The organism is Microbulbifer mixtoriginis (SeqCode) (genome assembly GCF_052466695.1).
In genome coordinates, this window is record NZ_CP174285.1 from 4,146,490 (window position 1) to 4,165,902 (window position 19,413).

At 54.3% G+C, this 19,413-nt stretch carries 15 protein-coding genes and 1 tRNA gene; 15 read left to right on the top strand and 1 reads right to left on the bottom strand.

The window, feature by feature from the left end:
• Positions 1 to 5 precede the first annotated feature (5 nt).
• The 13 genes from ACJJI0_RS18085 to tuf all read left to right on the top strand — a co-directional run bounded on the left by ACJJI0_RS18085 (position 6) and on the right by tuf (position 17,018).
• Positions 6 to 81 (top strand) — tRNA-Trp (locus ACJJI0_RS18085).
• Between the two features lie 117 nt (positions 82 to 198).
• Positions 199 to 567, top strand: coding sequence for a preprotein translocase subunit SecE (secE, locus tag ACJJI0_RS18090; protein WP_152451114.1), 369 nt, complete (start codon positions 199 to 201; stop codon positions 565 to 567).
• 10 nt (positions 568 to 577) lie between these two features.
• A complete protein-coding gene (gene nusG, locus ACJJI0_RS18095) occupies positions 578 to 1,111 on the top strand; it encodes a transcription termination/antitermination protein NusG (protein WP_252084405.1) in 534 nt (177 codons plus the stop codon).
• 158 nt (positions 1,112 to 1,269) lie between these two features.
• Positions 1,270 to 1,701 (top strand): 50S ribosomal protein L11, encoded by a 432-nt coding sequence (gene rplK, locus ACJJI0_RS18100; protein WP_252084406.1) that lies wholly within the window; start codon positions 1,270 to 1,272, stop codon positions 1,699 to 1,701.
• Positions 1,702 to 2,397, top strand: a complete 696-nt coding sequence (rplA, locus tag ACJJI0_RS18105; protein ID WP_152451120.1) for a 50S ribosomal protein L1 — start codon at positions 1,702 to 1,704, stop codon at positions 2,395 to 2,397.
• Positions 2,398 to 2,676: 279 nt separating this feature from the next.
• On the top strand, positions 2,677 to 3,171 hold the full coding sequence (gene rplJ / locus ACJJI0_RS18110) for a 50S ribosomal protein L10 (protein WP_020411124.1): 495 nt from the start codon (positions 2,677 to 2,679) through the stop codon (positions 3,169 to 3,171).
• A 78-nt stretch (positions 3,172 to 3,249) separates the two neighbouring features.
• Positions 3,250 to 3,618, top strand: coding sequence for a 50S ribosomal protein L7/L12 (gene rplL, locus ACJJI0_RS18115; protein ID WP_252084407.1), 369 nt, complete (start codon positions 3,250 to 3,252; stop codon positions 3,616 to 3,618).
• 294 nt (positions 3,619 to 3,912) lie between these two features.
• Positions 3,913 to 7,986, top strand: a complete 4,074-nt coding sequence (rpoB, locus tag ACJJI0_RS18120) for a DNA-directed RNA polymerase subunit beta (protein ID WP_444883679.1) — start codon at positions 3,913 to 3,915, stop codon at positions 7,984 to 7,986.
• Between the two features lie 131 nt (positions 7,987 to 8,117).
• Positions 8,118 to 12,347, top strand: coding sequence for a DNA-directed RNA polymerase subunit beta' (gene rpoC, locus ACJJI0_RS18125; RefSeq protein ID WP_252084409.1), 4,230 nt, complete (start codon positions 8,118 to 8,120; stop codon positions 12,345 to 12,347).
• Between the two features lie 249 nt (positions 12,348 to 12,596).
• Positions 12,597 to 12,971, top strand: a complete 375-nt coding sequence (rpsL, locus tag ACJJI0_RS18130; RefSeq protein ID WP_067150990.1) for a 30S ribosomal protein S12 — start codon at positions 12,597 to 12,599, stop codon at positions 12,969 to 12,971.
• A 110-nt stretch (positions 12,972 to 13,081) separates the two neighbouring features.
• Positions 13,082 to 13,552 (top strand): 30S ribosomal protein S7, encoded by a 471-nt coding sequence (gene rpsG / locus ACJJI0_RS18135; RefSeq protein ID WP_143729448.1) that lies wholly within the window; start codon positions 13,082 to 13,084, stop codon positions 13,550 to 13,552.
• A 90-nt stretch (positions 13,553 to 13,642) separates the two neighbouring features.
• Complete coding sequence (gene fusA / locus ACJJI0_RS18140) at positions 13,643 to 15,748, top strand: elongation factor G (RefSeq protein WP_444883680.1); 2,106 nt, start codon at positions 13,643 to 13,645, stop codon at positions 15,746 to 15,748.
• Positions 15,749 to 15,824: 76 nt separating this feature from the next.
• Positions 15,825 to 17,018 carry an elongation factor Tu gene (gene tuf / locus ACJJI0_RS18145; RefSeq protein ID WP_252084404.1) on the top strand — a complete coding sequence of 398 codons (1,194 nt, stop codon included), beginning with the start codon at positions 15,825 to 15,827 and terminating at the stop codon, positions 17,016 to 17,018.
• Between the two features lie 678 nt (positions 17,019 to 17,696).
• On the opposite strand, the gene ACJJI0_RS18150 is transcribed toward tuf, so the two are convergent.
• Complete coding sequence (locus ACJJI0_RS18150; RefSeq protein WP_444883681.1) at positions 17,697 to 18,173, bottom strand: aminoacyl-tRNA deacylase; 477 nt, start codon at positions 18,171 to 18,173, stop codon at positions 17,697 to 17,699.
• 175 nt (positions 18,174 to 18,348) lie between these two features.
• Between ACJJI0_RS18150 and rpsJ the strand changes: the two genes are divergently transcribed.
• Both rpsJ and rplC read left to right on the top strand, forming a co-directional pair.
• On the top strand, positions 18,349 to 18,660 hold the full coding sequence (gene rpsJ / locus ACJJI0_RS18155; RefSeq protein ID WP_010133849.1) for a 30S ribosomal protein S10: 312 nt from the start codon (positions 18,349 to 18,351) through the stop codon (positions 18,658 to 18,660).
• A 111-nt stretch (positions 18,661 to 18,771) separates the two neighbouring features.
• Positions 18,772 to 19,407: a 50S ribosomal protein L3 gene (gene rplC, locus ACJJI0_RS18160; RefSeq protein WP_252084412.1), complete on the top strand. Its 636-nt coding sequence runs from the start codon at positions 18,772 to 18,774 to the stop codon at positions 19,405 to 19,407.
• Positions 19,408 to 19,413 lie beyond the last annotated feature (6 nt).

Sequence of the window (19,413 nt, forward strand, 5' to 3'; positions counted from 1 at the left end):
TGTACAGGCCAGTAGTTCAATTGGTAGAGCACCGGTCTCCAAAACCGGGTGTTGGGGGTTCGAGTCCCTCCTGGCCTGCCATTTTAAACACTCCACTTGAAATAAGTTTAGGGGTGTCGCAAGACCCTACTTGTCAGTGGGGCTTTTGTGTTTTTGAGCACTAAGGACTTACTCTGTAGTGCGCTAAGGGCTTCATATATGAATGCTAAAGCAGAAGCGAAAACCTTTCGTCTTGACGGCCTGAAATGGCTGCTAATAGTGCTGCTGGTTGGTGGCGCTGTAGCGGGCAATTCTTATTATGCCGAATTCCCCCTGATTTACCGCGTGCTGGCAGTGACTGCAATCTGCCTGGCTGCCCTGGTTGTCGCGGTGAATACTGCGAAGGGTAATGCACTCTGGCAACTGTTGCGCGAAGCGCAAACGGAAGTCAGGCGCGTGGTTTGGCCGACTCGTCAAGAGGCCACCCAGACGACTGTGATTGTGGTGGTTTTTGTGTTGATTATGGCGCTAATTCTCTGGGCGCTGGACTCCGCTTTAGGTTGGGCGGCATCCAAACTCATCGGCTAAAGGTTGATACATGTCAAAGCATTGGTATGTGGTCCAGGCTTACTCGGGCTATGAGAAACGTGTAGCTAGCTCTCTCAAGGAGCGAATTGAGCTGCACGAAATGGATCACCTGTTTGGTGAAGTGCTGGTTCCCACCGAAGAAGTGGTGGAGATGCGAGCAGGGCAAAAGCGCAAGAGTGAGCGCAAGTTCTTCCCCGGTTATGTCCTGGTGGAAATGGAACTGAATGACGATACTTGGCACTTGGTAAAAGAAACTCCTCGAGTGCTCGGTTTTATCGGAGGCAAGGCGGATAGGCCGGCCCCGATCACTGATCGCGAAGCGCAGGCTATCCTGAATCGAATCGACGATTCCGCCGATAAGCCCAAGCCCAAGACCCTATTTGAGCCAGGTGAAATGGTTCGGGTTATCGATGGTCCGTTTAATGATTTCAACGGTGTGGTCGAAGAGGTCAACTACGAGAAGAGTCGCTTGCGAGTGGCTGTGTTGATCTTTGGACGCTCCACCCCAGTTGAACTGGAGTTCAGTCAGGTAGAGAAAACCTGATTCCAGTATAAATTTTTTGCCCTCTTTCGCCGCAAGGTGGAAGGGGGTTTTCGCGTCCCCGGAAAATAGATTTTATTGGTCGGGGCGGGGAGCCAGTTGCAGTAACCATTAACGGTTAGGTGTAGCAGGCGTTACCACCCATCTAGAGGAGAGCTGTAATGGCTAAGAAAGTAGAAGCTTATATCAAGCTGCAAGTTAAGGCCGGTCAGGCCAACCCAAGTCCGCCCGTTGGTCCTGCACTGGGTCAGCACGGCGTGAATATCATGGAATTCTGTAAGGCGTTCAACGCCCAGACTCAAGGCCTTGAGCCAGGTCTGCCGGTGCCGGTTGTGATCTCTGTATACAGCGATCGTTCCTTCACCTTCATCATGAAGTCCCCGCCCGCCGCAGTACTGCTGCGCAAGGCCGCCAAGATCAAGAGTGGTTCCGGTCGCCCGAATACCGACAAGGTCGGTAAGGTTACCCGCGCTCAGATCGAAGAGATCGTAGAAATGAAAAAGGCTGACCTGACTGCATCCGATATGGACGCGGCCGTGCGCACAATCGCCGGTTCCGCACGCAGTGCCGGTATCGAAGTGGAGGGTCTCTAAGTGGCTAAATTGAGCAAGCGTCAGCGCGTAATCGCTGAGAAAGTTGAAGCTGGTAAAGCATACGGCATCGAAGAAGCCGTAGCTCTGCTGAAAGAGCTGTCCAACGTTAAGTTTGCAGAGACTGTAGACGCTTCTGTAAACCTGGGTATCGATCCGCGTAAATCCGACCAGGCTGTTCGCGGTGCGACCACTCTGCCGCATGGTACAGGTAAAGAAGTTCGCGTAGCTGTTTTCACCCAGGGTGCAAACGCTGATGCCGCTAAAGAAGCGGGCGCTGACCTGATCGGTATGGACGAGCTGGCTGCCGACGTTAAAGCGGGCAAGATGGACTTCGACGTAGTAATCGCTTCTCCCGATGCGATGCGCGTTGTAGGTCAGCTGGGTCAAATCCTCGGCCCGCGCGGCCTGATGCCGAACCCGAAGACTGGCACTGTAACTCCAGACGTTGCTACCGCAGTTAAAAATGCCAAAGCTGGTCAGGTGCGTTTCCGCGCTGACAAAGGCGGCATCATCCACGGTGGTATCGGCAAAGTTGCTTTCGATGCGAACTTGCTGAAAGAGAACCTGGAAGCTCTGGTAGCAGACCTGAAGAAGGCCAAGCCGGCTTCTGCAAAAGGTGTGTACCTGAAGAAGATCACCCTGAGCACCACTATGGGCCCAGGTCTGGTTATCGACCAGTCTTCCCTGAACATCTAATTGAAGCTGTGCGCTGACACTGTTGGCGCATAGTAAATCGAACTTTGGGGTCCACTTGATGCTTAGGCAGAAATGTGGGCCGTCAAAGACCGTAGGTGCCAGATGCGTTGAGGTTTAACGTGTCTGGCTTAATCCAAATCTCGGCCAGGTTGGCCGTTGAGAGGTTTGAGCCTACGCAGACGGTGTCGCCCAAACCAGTATTTTTACTGGATTTGAGCTTTATGCACCGGAACGGATCGGGCTTTGAGCCCGGTTTTTTTCAAATCCAGGAGTGACACTATGGCTATTGGACTCGAAGACAAGAAAGCGATTGTCGCAGATGTCCAGCAAGCTGCTGAGGGTGCTCTGTCTGCGGTAGTTGCGGATTCCCGCGGCGTTACCGTAAATGACATGACTGCCCTGCGCAAAGAGGCTCGCGAGAACGGCGTTTGGTTGAAAGTCGTCCGCAATACTCTGGCGCGTCGCGCTCTGGCAGGAACCGATTACGAATGTCTGACTGACAAATTCGTAGGTCCTAGCATCATTGCATTCTCTAACGAACACCCAGGTGCCGGCGCGCGCATCCTGAGCCAGTTCGCCAAGGGCAATGACAAGCTGGAACTGAAAGGTGCTGCCTTCGAAGGCGCGATCACCGACGTCGCATTGTTGGCAAGCCTGCCGACTTACGACGAGGCGATCGCCAAGCTGATGAGCGTGTTGAAAGAAGCATCTGCTGGCAAGCTGGTCCGCACTATTGCGGCCGTTCGCGACCAAAAAGAGCAGGAAGCTGCGTAATTGTATTCGCTTTAGCGAATCGCGGTTTCAAAACGAAATACGAGCAGCTACTGCTCAAACCAATTCAGGTAATGACTCATGTCTCTGACTAAAGAAGATATCATCAACGCTGTTGCCGAAATGTCTGTTAAAGACGTTGTTGAGCTGATCGAAGCAATGGAAGAGAAGTTCGGTGTAACTGCTGCAGCAGCAGTTGTAGCCGGCCCGGCTGGTGGCGAAGCTGCCGCTGAAGAGAAAGACTCTTTCGACGTAGTTCTGACTTCTGCAGGCGACAAGAAAGTGAACGTGATCAAGGTTGTCCGCGGCATCACCGGCCTGGGCTTGAAAGAAGCCAAGGCACTGGTTGACGGCGCTCCAAGCCCGCTGAAAGAAGGCGCAACCAAAGACGAAGCTGAAGCCGCTAAGAAAGAGCTGGAAGAAGCTGGCGCAACTGTAGAACTGAAGTAATTCGGTTGTTGCGATTCCCGCTATTGGTCGCCTAAAACGACACATAGCGGTAAGGCTGGTGGACTTTTGTCCGCCGGCCTTTTTGCCGTTTGCGGTACTGAGGTTTTAGCGGTGCCGGCGGTATAAAACCGTGGCAAACCTCATTTAACCATAGCGCAGTTGCGCTGCCCGAAAGCAAGCGGAGAGGTTTCTGAACAGCACAGGCAATCTGTGTTGTTCAGAGGCTTCTCGCCCGGAGGGGCTCCCAAATGGAGTCCCACGAAGTCTTGTCACTGATCAAGCTGGGGAATTTGAATGGCTTACTCATATACTGAGAAAAAACGTATCCGCAAGGATTTTGGCAAACTGCCTAAGGTCATGGATGTGCCCTTCCTGCTTGCGATACAGCTGGATTCATATCGCAATTTTACACAGGCCGACAAGCGCCCCGACGATCGCTTAGATGTCGGCCTGCAGGCGGCGTTTAAATCCGTATTTCCGATTGTCAGCTATTCAGGCAATGCCGCTCTGGAGTACGTGAGCTACACACTGGGTAAGCCCGCTTTCGATGTTAAGGAATGTACTCTGCGCGGCGTGACCTACGCCTGTCCGCTGCGTGTACGTGTGCGCCTGATTATTTACGATAAAGAGTCTGCGAATAAGTCCATTAAGGACATCAAAGAGCAGGAAGTTTACATGGGCGAAATCCCGCTCATGACCGACAACGGTACCTTTGTAATTAATGGTACTGAGCGTGTTATCGTATCCCAGCTACACCGTTCCCCGGGTGTATTTTTCGATCACGACAAAGGCAAGACCCATTCCTCCGGTAAGCTGCTGTACGCTGCGCGTGTAATTCCTTATCGTGGCTCCTGGCTGGACTTCGAATTCGATCCAAAGGACTTGGTATTCGTTCGTATCGATCGCCGCCGCAAACTGCCTGCGACAATTCTGTTGCGTGCACTGGGATATAGCTCCCAGGAAATGCTGGAGATGTTCTTCGAGACCAGCAAGTTTGAGCTGCAGGAAGACCGCGTTAGCCTGGAACTGATTCCCTCCCGCTTGCGCGGTGACGTGGCCTCTTTTGATATTAAAGATGGCCAGGGCAAGGTGATTGTGGAAGAGGGGCGTCGTATCACCCCACGTCATATTCGCCAGCTGGAGAAAGCCGGCGTAGAAAAGCTGGACGCGCCACTGGAATACCTGTTTGGCCGTATTCTGGCTCACGATATTGTCGATGAGTCTACTGGTGAAATTGCAGTTGAGTGTAATGCTGAGATTACCGCTGAAGTAATCGCCCAGTTACGCACACTCAATATTAAGACTTTCGAAACGCTGTACACCAATGATCTAGACCGTGGACCGTTTATCTCCGATACCCTGCGTGCAGAGCCTTCCCGCACTCAGCTGGAAGCGCTGGTAGAGATCTACCGCATGATGCGCCCAGGCGAGCCGCCCACCAAGGAGTCTGCGGAATCCCTGTTTGAAAACCTGTTCTTCACCGACGAGCGCTACGATTTGTCCGCCGTTGGTCGCATGAAGTTCAATCGTCGCCTGGGCCGTGAAGACGAGACCGGCGAAGGTACCCTGAGCAAAGAAGATATCGTCGATGTACTGAAGACCTTGATTGATATCCGTAACGGCCAGGGCATGGTGGACGATATCGATCACCTGGGGAACCGCCGCGTGCGCTCCGTGGGTGAGATGGCCGAGAACCAGTTCCGCGTTGGTCTGGTACGTGTGGAGCGCGCGGTCAAAGAGCGCCTGTCGATGGCGGAGTCCGAAGGCCTGATGCCGCAGGACCTGATCAATGCCAAGCCGGTAGCTGCTGCAGTGAAGGAATTCTTCGGTTCCTCGCAGCTGTCCCAGTTTATGGACCAGAACAACCCGCTGTCGGAAGTAACTCACAAGCGTCGTGTTTCCGCACTGGGCCCAGGTGGTTTGACCCGTGAGCGCGCTGGCTTTGAGGTGCGCGACGTGCACCCGACTCACTACGGCCGCGTATGTCCGATTGAGACGCCGGAAGGACCGAACATCGGTCTGATCAACTCCCTGGCCACTTACGCTCGCGCTAACCACTACGGTTTCCTCGAGAGTGCTTATCGCAAAGTGGTTGATGGCAAGGTAACCAACGAAATCGCTTACCTGTCAGCGATCAATGAAGCAAATTACATTATTGCCCAGGCGTCTGCGGAAGTAGATGACAACGGCAACTTCATTGATGACCTGATCAGCGTGCGTCACCATGGCGAATTTACCCTGAAGGCACCGGGTGAAATCCAGTATATGGATGTTTCCGCCAAGCAGGTGGTTTCTGTCGCTGCGGCGATGATCCCGTTCCTTGAGCACGATGACGCCAACCGTGCATTGATGGGCTCGAACATGCAGCGTCAGGCGGTACCGACCCTGCGTGCTGAAAAGCCGCTAGTAGGCACCGGAATGGAGCGCACCGTAGCGCGCGACTCCGGGGTATGTGTGGTAGCCAAGCGTGGCGGTGTGATTGAGCGCGTTGATTCCAGCCGTGTGGTAGTCCGCGTGGCGGACGCTGAGGTGGAAGCTGGTGATGCAGGTGTAGATATTTATAACCTGACCAAATACATCCGCTCCAACCAGAATACCTGTATCAATCAGCGCCCGATTGTTAACACTGGTGATCGCGTAACCCGCGGCGATATCCTCGCCGATGGTCCTTCGGTAGATCTGGGTGAGCTGGCTCTTGGCCAGAATATGCGCATCGCCTTTATGCCCTGGAATGGTTACAACTTTGAGGACTCCATCCTCATTAGTGAGCGCGTTGTACAGGAAGACCGCTTCACCACTATTCACATCCAGGAACTGACCTGTATTGCCCGAGATACCAAACTGGGTAGTGAGGAGATCACTGCGGATATCCCCAATGTGGGTGAGTCTGCGCTGAATAAGTTGGACGAGTCCGGCATTGTATATATCGGTGCGGAAGTAGGTGCCGGCGATATCCTGGTCGGTAAGGTTACTCCTAAAGGCGAAGCACAGCTGACCCCAGAAGAGAAGCTGCTGCGTGCAATCTTCGGTGAAAAAGCTTCCGACGTTAAAGACACTTCCCTGCGCGCGCCCAGTGGCACCCGCGGTACGGTGATCGATGTTCAGGTGTTCACCCGTGACGGCCTGCAGAAAGATCAGCGTTCCATCGATATCGAGAAGGCGCAGCTGGACGAGGTTCGCAAGGACCTGAACGAAGAGTACCGCATTGTTGAAGGCGCTACCTTTGAGCGTCTGCAGCAAGCACTGCTGGGCCAGAAGGCTGCCGGTGGTAAAGGTATCAGCAAGGGCCAGGAGCTCACCACTGAAGTACTCGCCGCTCTGCCGCGTGAAGACTGGTTCAAGCTGCGCATGGAAGACGAGGGTCTCAACGAGCAGCTGGAGAAGGCAGAAGTACAGCTGAAAGAGCGTCGCAAGCTGCTCGACGAAGCCTTCGAAGACAAGAAGAAAAAACTGGAGTCCGGCGATGACCTGGCTCCGGGCGTATTGAAAATCGTCAAGGTCTACCTGGCGATCAAACGCCGTATCCAGCCGGGCGACAAGATGGCCGGTCGCCACGGTAACAAGGGTGTGATCTCCGTGATCAAGCCCGTTGAGGATATGCCTTACGACCAAAACGGTGAGCCGGTAGATATCGTTCTGAACCCACTGGGTGTTCCCTCGCGGATGAACGTTGGTCAGGTTCTGGAAATGCACCTGGGTATGGCTGCTAAAGGTCTTGGCGTAAAAATCGACAAGATGATCAAGGAACAGCAGGAAGTCGCCAAGGTGCGCGGATTCCTGGAAGAGGTCTACAACTCCACAGGCGGTCGCAAGGAAGAACTGGATCAGTTCTCCGATCAGGAAGTCATGACCATGGCGCAGAACCTGCGTCGCGGTGTACCCATGGCGACCCCGGTATTCGACGGTGCCGATGAGAGCGAGATCAAGCAATTGCTGCGCCTCGCCGATATCCCTGATTCCGGCCAGATCACTCTGCACGACGGTCGTACCGGTGATGCTTTCGAGCGTCCGGTTACCGTGGGCTACATGTACATGCTGAAGCTGAACCACCTGGTGGACGACAAGATGCACGCGCGTTCCACTGGCTCCTACAGCCTGGTTACCCAGCAGCCGCTGGGTGGTAAGGCACAGTTCGGTGGTCAGCGTTTCGGGGAGATGGAAGTGTGGGCGCTGGAAGCCTACGGCGCCGCATACACCCTGCAGGAAATGCTCACGGTCAAATCAGACGACGTGGAAGGGCGGACCAAGATGTACAAAAACATCGTGGATTCCGACCACCGTATGGAGCCTGGCATGCCGGAGTCCTTCAACGTACTGGTTAAGGAAATCCGCTCTCTCGGTATGAACTTCGAGCTCGAGCACGAGTAAGACCGATTGGTGCAAAAGCCTGTTCGCAGGTGAATTGAGACAAGCGCCGGCACCCTGGAAGCAGTGGGGTTGCCGGCCCGCCCGGCCCGGCGTAACGGCCGGGTTGACTACCCCCTAGTGGAGGAAAGGCCTTGAAAGATTTATTAAATCTGGTGAAGTCCCAGGAGCACCTGGAAGAGTTTGATGCGATTCGTATCGGTCTGGCCTCGCCGGACATGATCCGCTCCTGGTCCTACGGCGAAGTGAAGAAGCCGGAGACCATCAACTACCGTACCTTCAAGCCTGAGCGTGAAGGCTTGTTCTGCGCCAAGATCTTCGGCCCGGTAAAAGACTACGAGTGCTTGTGCGGTAAGTACAAGCGCATGAAGCACCGCGGTATTATCTGTGAGAAGTGCGGCGTTGAGGTCACCAAAGCCAAGGTGCGCCGTGAGCGTATGGGCCACATTGAACTGGCCAGCCCGGTTGCGCATATCTGGTTCCTGAAATCCCTGCCGTCCCGCATCGGCCTGTTGCTGGACATGACCCTGCGCGATATCGAGCGCGTGCTGTACTTCGAGTCCTACGTGGTAACCGAGCCCGGCATGACCACCCTGGAGCGCGGCCAGCTACTGAACGATGAGCAGTACTTTGAGGCGATGGAAGAGTTCGCCGATGAGTTTGAAGCGAAAATGGGTGCCGAGGCTATCCAGGAATTGATGGCAGATATTGAACTGCCGGTTGAGATCCAGCGCCTGCGGGAAGAGATCCCGGCGACCAATTCCGAAACCAAGATCAAGAAACTGTCCAAGCGCCTGAAGCTGCTGGAAGCCTTCTACAAATCCGGTAACAACCCGGAGTGGATGGTAATGAAAGCTCTGCCGGTTCTGCCACCGGATCTGCGTCCGCTGGTACCGCTGGATGGTGGCCGCTTCGCGACCTCCGATCTGAACGACCTCTACCGTCGTGTGATCAACCGTAACAACCGCCTGAAGCGTCTGCTCGAGTTGAACGCGCCGGATATTATCGTGCGTAACGAAAAGCGCATGCTGCAGGAATCTGTGGATGCACTGTTGGATAACGGCCGTCGCGGCCGCGCTATCACTGGCTCCAACAAGCGCCCGCTGAAGTCCCTGGCTGACATGATTAAAGGTAAGCAGGGCCGCTTCCGTCAGAACCTGCTGGGTAAGCGTGTGGACTACTCCGGTCGTTCCGTGATCGTGGTTGGCCCGACCCTGCGCCTGCACCAGTGTGGTCTGCCCAAGAAAATGGCTCTGGAGCTGTTCAAACCGTTTATTTTCGGCAAGCTCGAAACTCGCGGTCTGGCCACTACGATCAAAGCCGCCAAGAAAATGGTGGAGCGCGAAGAGGCCATCGTTTGGGATATCCTCGACGAGGTGATCCGCGAGCACCCGGTACTACTCAACCGTGCACCGACCCTGCACCGTCTGGGTATTCAGGCGTTCGAGCCGGTACTGATTGAAGGTAAGGCAATCCAGCTACATCCGCTGGTTTGTGCTGCCTATAACGCCGACTTCGACGGCGACCAGATGGCGGTACACGTACCTCTGACCATCGAAGCGCAGCTAGAATCCCGCGCGCTGATGATGTCCACCAACAACATCCTGTCGCCCGCCAATGGTGAGCCGATCATCGTACCGTCCCAGGACGTGGTACTGGGCCTGTACTGGATGACCCGCGAGCGCGTCAACGATAAAGGCGAGGGCATGTCCTTCTCCGATATCAAAGAGGTGAGCCGTGCCTTTTATGCCAAGCAGGTTGGCTTACAGGCGAAGGTTAAAGTGCGTATCCGCGAAAATATTGTGGGTGAAGATGGTGAGAAACACGAAACCATCTCTGTACAGGACACCACAGTAGGCCGCGCGCTGCTGTGGAATATTGTCCCGGAAGGCCTGCCCTTCGAGCTGGTTAACCAGCCGATGAAGAAGAAGTCTATTTCCCGTGTACTGAACGAGTGCTACCGTAAGGTGGGCCTGAAGGCGACCGTTATCTTCGCCGACCAGCTGATGTACACCGGTTTTGATTTCTCTACCAAGTCCGGTTCCTCCATTGGTGTGAACGACTTCGAAATCCCGGCCGAGAAAGCTCAGTTGATCGAATCCGCGGAAGCGGAAGTGAAGGAAATTGAAAGCCAGTTTGCCTCCGGTCTGGTAACCCAGGGTGAAAAATACAACAAGGTCATCGATGTTTGGTCCCGTACCAACGATAAGGTGACCCAGGCGATGATGGCGGGGATTAAGAAAGAGAGGGTGACTGACCGAGAGGGCAAAGAGACCCAGCAGGACTCTTTCAACTCTGTTTTCATGTATGCAGACTCCGGTGCACGGGGCTCCGAAGCACAGATTCGTCAGCTCGCTGGTATGCGTGGTCTGATGGCCCGTCCAGACGGCTCCATTATCGAGAACGCCATTACCGCAAACTTCCGTGAAGGTCTGACCGTACAGCAGTACTTCATCTCGACCCACGGTGCTCGTAAAGGTCTGGCGGATACCGCACTGAAAACCGCCAACTCCGGTTATCTGACCCGTCGCCTGGTGGACGTTGCTCAGGACGTGGTAATTACCGAACTAGATTGTGGCACTGACGACGGCCTGACCATGGCGCCGGTGATCGAGGGCGGTGACGTTATCGAATCTCTCGGTGACCGTATCCTCGGTCGTGTTGTGGCTCGCGATGTATTGAAGCCCGGCAGCGATGAAATCGCCGTTTCCGCCGGCACCATGATCGACGAGAAGTGGGTAGAGCGCATCGAAGCCATGGGTATCGATGAGGTTCTGGTTCGCTCCCCGATCACCTGTACTACTGCACACGGTATCTGTGCCCAGTGTTACGGCCGTGACCTGGCCCGAGGCCACCGCGCCAACCCGGGTGAATCTGTGGGCGTTGTTGCCGCACAGTCCATCGGTGAGCCGGGTACCCAGCTGACCATGCGTACCTTCCACATCGGTGGTGCTGCGAGCCGCGCCTCTGCTGCAGACAGCATCCAGGTGAAGCTGGGCGGTACCGTCCGTCTGCACAATGTGAAGACCGTTAAGACTGAAGCTGGCAACTTGGTAGCGGTTTCCCGCTCCGGTGAATTGGCGATTGCCGATAGCGCTGGGCGCGAGCGCGAGCGCTACAAGCTGCCTTACGGTGCTGTAATCAGTGTCTATGAGGGTGCTGAGGTTGATGGTGGCCAGATTGTGGCCAAGTGGGATCCGCACACCCACCCGATCATCACCGAAGTTGCCGGTTGGGTGAAACTGTCCGGTATGGAAGAGGGTCTCTCCATCCGCAAGCAGACCGATGAAATTACCGGTCTGTCCTCGATCGAAATTATCGATCCAGCCGAGCGTCCGGCGGCAGGTAAAGACCTGCGTCCGGCGGTAACTCTGTTGGATGAGAATGGCGAAGAACTGACTCTGGCCAACAGTAATGCGCCTGCGCACTACGCATTGCCGGCGCGTGCAATTCTCAGCCTGAAGAATGGTGACAAGGTGAACGTGGGTGACGTAATCGCACGTATCCCGCAGGAATCTGGCGGTACCAAGGACATCACCGGTGGTCTGCCCCGCGTTGCCGACTTGTTTGAAGCGCGTAAACCGAAAGAACCGTCCATCCTGGCGGAGATCTCCGGTACCGTTTCCTTCGGTAAAGAGACCAAAGGCAAGGTGCGTCTGCAGATCACCCCGCGCGACGGCAAGCCACTGGCCAACGGTAAGGACCACTACGAGGTTCTGATTCCGAAACACCGCCAGCTGACTGTGTTCGAAGGTGAAACTGTAGAGAAGGGCGAGGTTATCTCCGATGGCCCGTCCAACCCGCACGATATTCTGCGTCTGAAAGGTGTGGAAGAACTGGCGCGCTACATCACTAATGAGATCCAGGAAGTTTACCGTCTCCAGGGTGTAGGTATTAACGATAAGCACATCGAGACTATCGTGCGCCAGATGCTGCGCAAGGTGGAAATCCTCGAGATGGGCGATTCCAGCTTAATTAAGGGCGACCAGGTGGAATACCAGCGCGTGATCGAAGAGAACGAGCAGTTGCGCGCCGAAGGCAAACAGCCCGCTCAGTTCGAGCGCCTGTTGCTGGGTATTACCAAAGCGTCTCTGGCCACTGAGTCCTTCCTGTCTGCGGCTTCGTTCCAGGAGACTACCCGCGTTCTGACCGAGGCGGCGGTAACCGGTAAAGAAGATAGCCTGCGCGGTTTGAAAGAGAACGTGGTTGTGGGCCGCTTGATTCCGGCCGGTACCGGTCTGGCCTACCACGCAGAACGCAAGCGCAAGCGCAACCTGCAGCTGGAAGAAACCTTCGGCGAAGGTCCTTCTGCAGCAGAGGTAGAAGCGGCACTGACCGAGGCCCTCAAGTCCTCTGGCGAATAAGGCGTATTCCACTCCATCCGATGATGGAGTGGGGTAGGTCGGGGCACTTCGGTGCTCGATCTGATATTGGCGACTGTCTGTGATGTAAGCACTTACTTCTGTCGCCGATTGACTAGGCGGGTTGTCGCTTATAGAATGCGGCCCCCGCTGATGTGGGGTGTTTCGTTCGGCCTCTGGGTCGGCGCTACACACAGACGACAGGCCCTCACTTTTAGAGGTGGGGGCATTTTATTTTTGGAGTGATTTTTAATGGCAACGATCAACCAGTTGGTTCGTAAGCCGAGAAAACGCAAAGTCGAAAAAAGCGACGTTCCCGCTCTGCAGGCTAGCCCGCAGCGTCGTGGAGTTTGCACTCGCGTGTACACCACTACACCGAAAAAGCCGAACTCCGCACTGCGCAAAGTTTGCCGTGTGCGTCTGACCAACGGTTACGAAGTAACTTCGTACATCGGTGGTGAAGGCCACAACCTGCAGGAGCACAGCGTGGTACTGATTCGCGGCGGTCGTGTAAAAGACCTGCCGGGTGTGCGCTACCACACTGTACGCGGTGCACTTGACTGTGCCGGCGTAAACGATCGCAAGCAGGGCCGTTCTAAATACGGCGCCAAGCGTCCTAAAGGTTAATCGCCTTTAACGATTTGCGTTTCGGTTTCCAACCGGAGTAAGGCTGAGCTCGCCGGATTGTAAGGTTTTACGGCGGCGTCTCAGAATAACCCTGAAGAGAGGCAATTCCCATGCCGAGAAGACGAGTAGTCGCTAAGCGCGAAGTACTGCCCGACCCCAAGTTCGGGAACGTCACCCTAGCCAAGTTCATGAACCACGTCATGATCAGCGGCAAGAAATCAGTAGCAGAGCGCATTGTATACGGTGCCCTTGATACTATTTCTGAAAAACTGAACAAAGACCCGATCGAAGTGTTTGAAGAGTCTTTGGAAAACATCGCGCCTATGGTGGAAGTTAAATCCCGCCGTGTTGGTGGTGCGACCTATCAGGTGCCTGTAGAAGTGCGCCCCTCGCGCCGTACGGCTCTGGCAATGCGTTGGCTGGTAGAGTTCTCCCGCAAACGCGGCGAGAAGTCTATGGCTCAGCGCCTGGCCAATGAAATGATCGATGCAGCTCAGAACAAGGGCGGCGCGGTCAAGAAGCGTGAAGATGTACACCGCATGGCGGAAGCCAACAAGGCGTTCTCTCACTACCGCTTCTAAGTCTGATGATTACCAACATCGGAAATTAATACCGAAAGGCAGCACGGAAATTTCCAGGCTGCCTTTTGCCGTTATATCGAGGATACAACTGTGGCACGTAAAACGCCTATCGCACGCTACCGTAACATCGGTATCTGTGCCCACGTAGACGCCGGTAAAACCACCACTACTGAGCGCGTACTTTTCTACACTGGTCTGTCCCACAAAATTGGTGAGGTGCACGAAGGCGCCGCAACCATGGACTGGATGGAGCAGGAGCAGGAGCGTGGTATTACCATCACTTCCGCTGCAACCACCTGTTTCTGGGCCGGCATGCAGCAGCAGTTCGACCAGCACCGCGTAAACATCATCGACACCCCAGGACACGTTGACTTTACCATTGAAGTAGAGCGCTCCTTGCGCGTACTCGACGGCGCGGTTGTTGTACTGTGTGGTTCCTCTGGTGTTCAGCCGCAAACTGAAACCGTTTGGCGCCAGGCCAACAAATACCACGTGCCGCGTATGGTATTCGTGAACAAAATGGACCGCGCCGGTGCGAACTTCCGCAACGTTGTGGACCAGCTGAAAGATCGTTTGAACGCGAACGCCGTACCGCTGCAAATGACCATCGGTGCTGAGGACGAGTTTAAGGGTGTTGTTGACCTGGTGAAAATGAAGGCCATTCTGTGGAATGAAGCCGATCAGGGCATGACCTTCGACTACGCTGACATCCCCGCTGAGCTGCAGGACGAGTGCGACGAAATGCGCGAGTACCTGGTAGAAGCGGCCGCTGAAGCCAGCGAAGAGCTGATGGAAAAGTACCTGGAAGAGGGTGAGCTGACCGAAGAAGAGATCAAGGCAGCTATCCGTCAGCGTACCCTGGCCAATGAAATCGTACCGGTTCTGGGCGGCTCTGCGTTCAAGAACAAGGGTGTGCAGGCCATGCTGGACGCGGTTATCGAATACCTGCCGGCGCCGACTGAAGTAAAGGCGATCGAAGGTACTCTGGAAGACGGCGAAACCGTTGAGACTCGCGAAGCCGACGATGACGCTCCGTTCGCCGCTCTGGCGTTCAAAATTGCTACCGACCCCTTCGTTGGTACTCTGACTTTCTTCCGCGTTTACTCCGGTAAGCTGGAGAGCGGTACTGCGGTATACAACTCCGTAAAAATGAAGAAAGAGCGCGTTGGTCGTATGGTGCAGATGCACTCCAACGATCGTAAAGAGATCAAAGAAGTACTGGCGGGTGACATCGCAGCTGCGATTGGTCTGAAAGACGTGACCACTGGTGACACCCTGTGTGCCGAGAGCAACAAAATTGTTCTGGAGCGCATGGAATTCCCAGAGCCGGTAATCTCCGTAGCGGTTGAGCCCAAGTCCAAGCCGGACCAGGAAAAAATGGGTATTGCCCTCGGCAAGCTGGCCCAGGAAGACCCGTCTTTCCGCGTGAAGACCGACGAAGAAACTGGCCAGACCATTATCTCTGGTATGGGTGAGCTGCACCTGGACATCATCGTCGACCGTATGCGTCGCGAGTTCAATGTTGAAGCGAACATCGGTAAGCCTCAGGTGGCCTACCGCGAAGCGATCCGTAACACCTCTGAGATCGAAGGTAAGTTCGTTCGTCAGTCCGGTGGTCGCGGTCAGTTCGGTCATGTTTGGGTGAAATTTGAGCCCGCTGAGGATGAGTCCGCAGAAGGACTGGAATTCGTTAACGAAATCGTTGGCGGTGCAGTACCTAAGGAATATATCCCTGCGGTATCAAAAGGTATCGAAGAGCAGATGCAAAACGGTGTTCTGGCTGGCTACCCGCTGCTAGGCCTGAAAGCGACTCTGTATGACGGTTCCTACCACGATGTGGACTCCAGTGAAATGGCGTTTAAAATCGCCGGTTCTATGGCGACCAAGAAGCTCTCCTCTGTGGGCGGCGCGGTACTGCTTGAGCCGATGATGAAGGTGGAAGTAGTAACTCCAGAAGAGAACATGGGTGACGTAGTTGGCGACCTCAACCGTCGTCGCGGCCTGATCCAGGGTATGGAAGACAACCCCGCGGGTAAGGTGGTAAACGCAGAAGTGCCTCTGGCAGAGATGTTCGGTTACGCAACCGACCTGCGCTCTGCTACTCAGGGCCGTGCTACCTACACCATGGAATTCCTGAAGTACGCCGAAGCGCCGAAAAACGTTGCCGATGAGATCATCGCCAAGAACAAAGCCTAATTAACTTCTGCTTAAAGGGGGCTGGGCCAACAGCTGGGGCCCCTTTGGCAAACTTTTAGCTAGAGGACATCTAAAGATGGCAAAAGAAAAATTTGAACGTTCCAAGCCCCACGTGAACGTGGGCACCATCGGTCACGTTGACCACGGTAAAACCACCTTGACCGCTGCTCTGACCCGCGTATGTGCGGAAGTATGGGGCGGTGATGCTGTTGCTTTTGACGGTATCGACAATGCTCCGGAAGAGCGTGAGCGCGGTATCACCATCGCTACTTCTCACGTTGAGTACGAGTCCCCGACTCGCCACTACGCGCACGTAGATTGCCCGGGACACGCCGACTACGTTAAGAACATGATCACCGGTGCTGCTCAGATGGACGGCGCTATCCTGGTATGTTCCGCAGCTGACGGCCCCATGCCGCAGACTCGTGAGCACATCCTGCTTTCCCGTCAGGTAGGTGTACCTTACATCGTTGTATTCCTGAACAAAGCGGACATGGTAGACGACGAAGAGCTGCTCGAGCTGGTAGAAATGGAAGTTCGCGAACTTCTGGACCAGTACGAGTTCCCAGGTGACGACACTCCGATCATCGTTGGTTCCGCTCTGATGGCCCTGAACGGCGAAGACGACAACGAAATGGGTACTACCGCTGTTAAGAAGCTGGTAGAAACTCTGGACGAGTACATCCCTGAGCCGGAGCGTGCAGTAGATCAGCCGTTCCTGATGCCGATCGAAGACGTATTCTCCATTTCTGGCCGTGGTACCGTAGTAACTGGTCGTGTAGAGCGTGGTGTAATCAACACTGGCGACGAAGTTGAGATCGTTGGTATTAAAGAAACCACCACCACTACCTGTACTGGTGTTGAAATGTTCCGCAAGCTGCTCGACGAAGGTCGTGCTGGTGAGAACATCGGTGCGCTGCTGCGTGGCACCAAGCGTGACGAAGTAGAGCGTGGTCAGGTACTGGCTAAGCCGGGCTCCATCACTCCGCACACCAAGTTCGAAGCGGAAGTGTACATCCTGTCCAAGGACGAAGGTGGTCGTCACACCCCGTTCTTTAAAGGCTACCGTCCTCAGTTCTACTTCCGTACTACCGACGTAACTGGTGCGGTTGAGCTGCCGGAAGGCACTGAAATGGTAATGCCGGGCGATAACATTCAAATGGTCGTTACCCTGATCGCTCCGATCGCCATGGAAGACGGCCTGCGCTTCGCTATCCGCGAAGGTGGTCGTACCGTAGGTGCGGGCGTTGTTGCCAAGATCATTGAGTAATAGTTACTTTTGATCTAAATAAAAAACCGCAGCGGACGCGCTGCGGTTTTTTTTTGCCTGATATTTTTTGTTTTTTCTCGCCAATACAGCCTGTTAAGTGTTTATTTTAATTGGCTACTTGGGAGGGTTTTATGGATAAGTGTTTGCAAAGAAAAACCGTAAAGAAGGTTGTCGGAGAGGTTCAAGTTTAGCTTCGTAATTTATGATGGGCGTTGCTGTAGTTGTGCAATTTGATAAAGATTTATAAAGGCTTTATTTCAGAGGTATTTATTCGCGATAGCGTATTGGAGAGAGTTAAATTGGGGATTGTTTTATCTTGTGTATAGCTTTTTGAGCGTTAGCATTTACTGTGTTCTCATTGTGGCTCTGCAGGGCTTCAGGTAGCGTAGGTGTCCTGTTTTACAAGCTAAAACCTCTTCAGGGTATGTATTTGTTTTGCGTTTTGTAGAAATATTTAGGGTGGTTAAAACAAATATCCCTGTGCCCATCGATTTGCTGGTATAGCCTAGTCGCTGGGTAGGGTACTTATCTAATCTGATAGGTTGGTGGAAGAGAAATGTATGTAGTGTTTGCTGGTCAGAATCCTGTGGCTCTGGCTTGAGCAGCACCACAGGATTACATTTCTTTGTGGCGCCTTATTTAGGCAGATATTCCAAATCCTTCTGCTTCTGGGGCTGCTTATGGCCAGTCCTTACTAAGATCAGCGCTTCGACACCCGGCAAACAGTTTATTGAATTGTGGTCCATTCATTTCTACCAGTTCTTCGTGGTCACCGGCCTCAAAAAAGATCGTCTCACAGCGGCTGAGCCCACTGTCTATCAGGGTAGTAATGCCATAAGCCTGGCCGACAGGGGGTAGGGCGCCCAGCTCGCAGTCTGGGAAGACCGATCCCAGCTCATTTTCTGCAACCATCTCCAGGTCGTTGCGGCCGGTTTCAGTGTGCACTGCGCGTAGATCCAGGCTGCTGCTGGCGGGTATTACCGCCATCACGAACCCCTCCTTATCGCGCAACAGGATTGCCTTGGCTACCTGGTCTTCGCGCACATGAGCAGCGTGCGCGCTCTCTCGACTGGTGCGTGTGTGGGGATGCTGTATTAGGTGGTAGTCAACTGACTGGTCATTCAAGTATTGACTTAATCTCGCAGCAATAGTCATGTCTTTACCCTCAATTTACTTAAGGTACTCCATTGTAGTTTGAGCCGATTGAAATTTGATCATGCTGTACAGTTGACAGCCTCTTGTACGCCCCGTAGAATTCGCGCTCCTTTTCGCCCGCCCTCGGGGTTGCGAGAAAGGACGTTCTTTAGTTCATAAGTTGGAGTTTGATTCCATGCAGGGTCAACGTATCCGAATTCGCCTGAAGGCCTTCGATCACAAGCTGATCGACGCGTCTACTCAGGAGATCGTAGAGACGGCTAAGCGCACTGGCGCACAAGTTCGCGGTCCTATCCCGCTGCCGACTCGCAAAGAGAAGTACACCGTACTGATTTCCCCGCACGTTAATAAAGACGCTCGCGACCAGTATGAGATCCGTACTCACAAGCGTTTGCTGGACATCGTTGAGCCTACCGAGAAAACCGTCGACGCGCTGATGAAGCTCGATCTGGCGGCCGGTGTTGAGGTCCAAATTAGTCTCGGCTAAACACTTTTAACTAACTACCGAACCCCAGGCGAAAAAGGTCTGGGTAGTGTAACGCTCTGAAATTGGGCGGCCGCAGTGGGTTAAAGCCCCGTGCACTGAGAGGTTAATAAGATGACTATAGGTATTGTCGGCCGCAAGAGCGGCATGACTCGCGTCTTCACTGAAGATGGCGTATCCATTCCGGTAACCGTTGTTGAGGTTGCTCCGAATCGCGTCACCCAGGTGAAAACTGTGGAAACCGATGGCTATGCCGCTGTTCAAGTAGCAGTGGGTAACCGTAAGGCTTCCCGTGTCTCCAAGCCCGAAGCGGGCCACTTCGCCAAAGCCAATGTAGAGGCTGGCACTAATCTTTTCGAACTGCGTACTGACGCTTCCGAAGAGACTTTCGAAATCGGTTCTGAAATCACTGTAAGCAGCTTTGAAGCTGGCCAGAAGATCGACGTAACCGGCACTTCCAAGGGTAAAGGCTTCCAGGGTGGCGTTAAGCGCTGGAACTTCCGTACTCAGGACGCAACCCACGGTAACTCTCTGTCTCACCGCGCTCCCGGTTCTATCGGTCAGTGCCAGACTCCTGGCCGCGTATGGAAAGGCAAGAAAATGGCCGGACACATGGGTGCTGAGCGTGTAACCGTGCAGAACCTGGAAGTAGTTCGTGTCGATGCCGAACGCAACCTGCTGCTGGTTAAAGGCGCTGTTCCCGGTGCTCCCGGTGGCAACGTTATCGTTCGTCCGGCAGTAAAAGCCTAAGTCTGA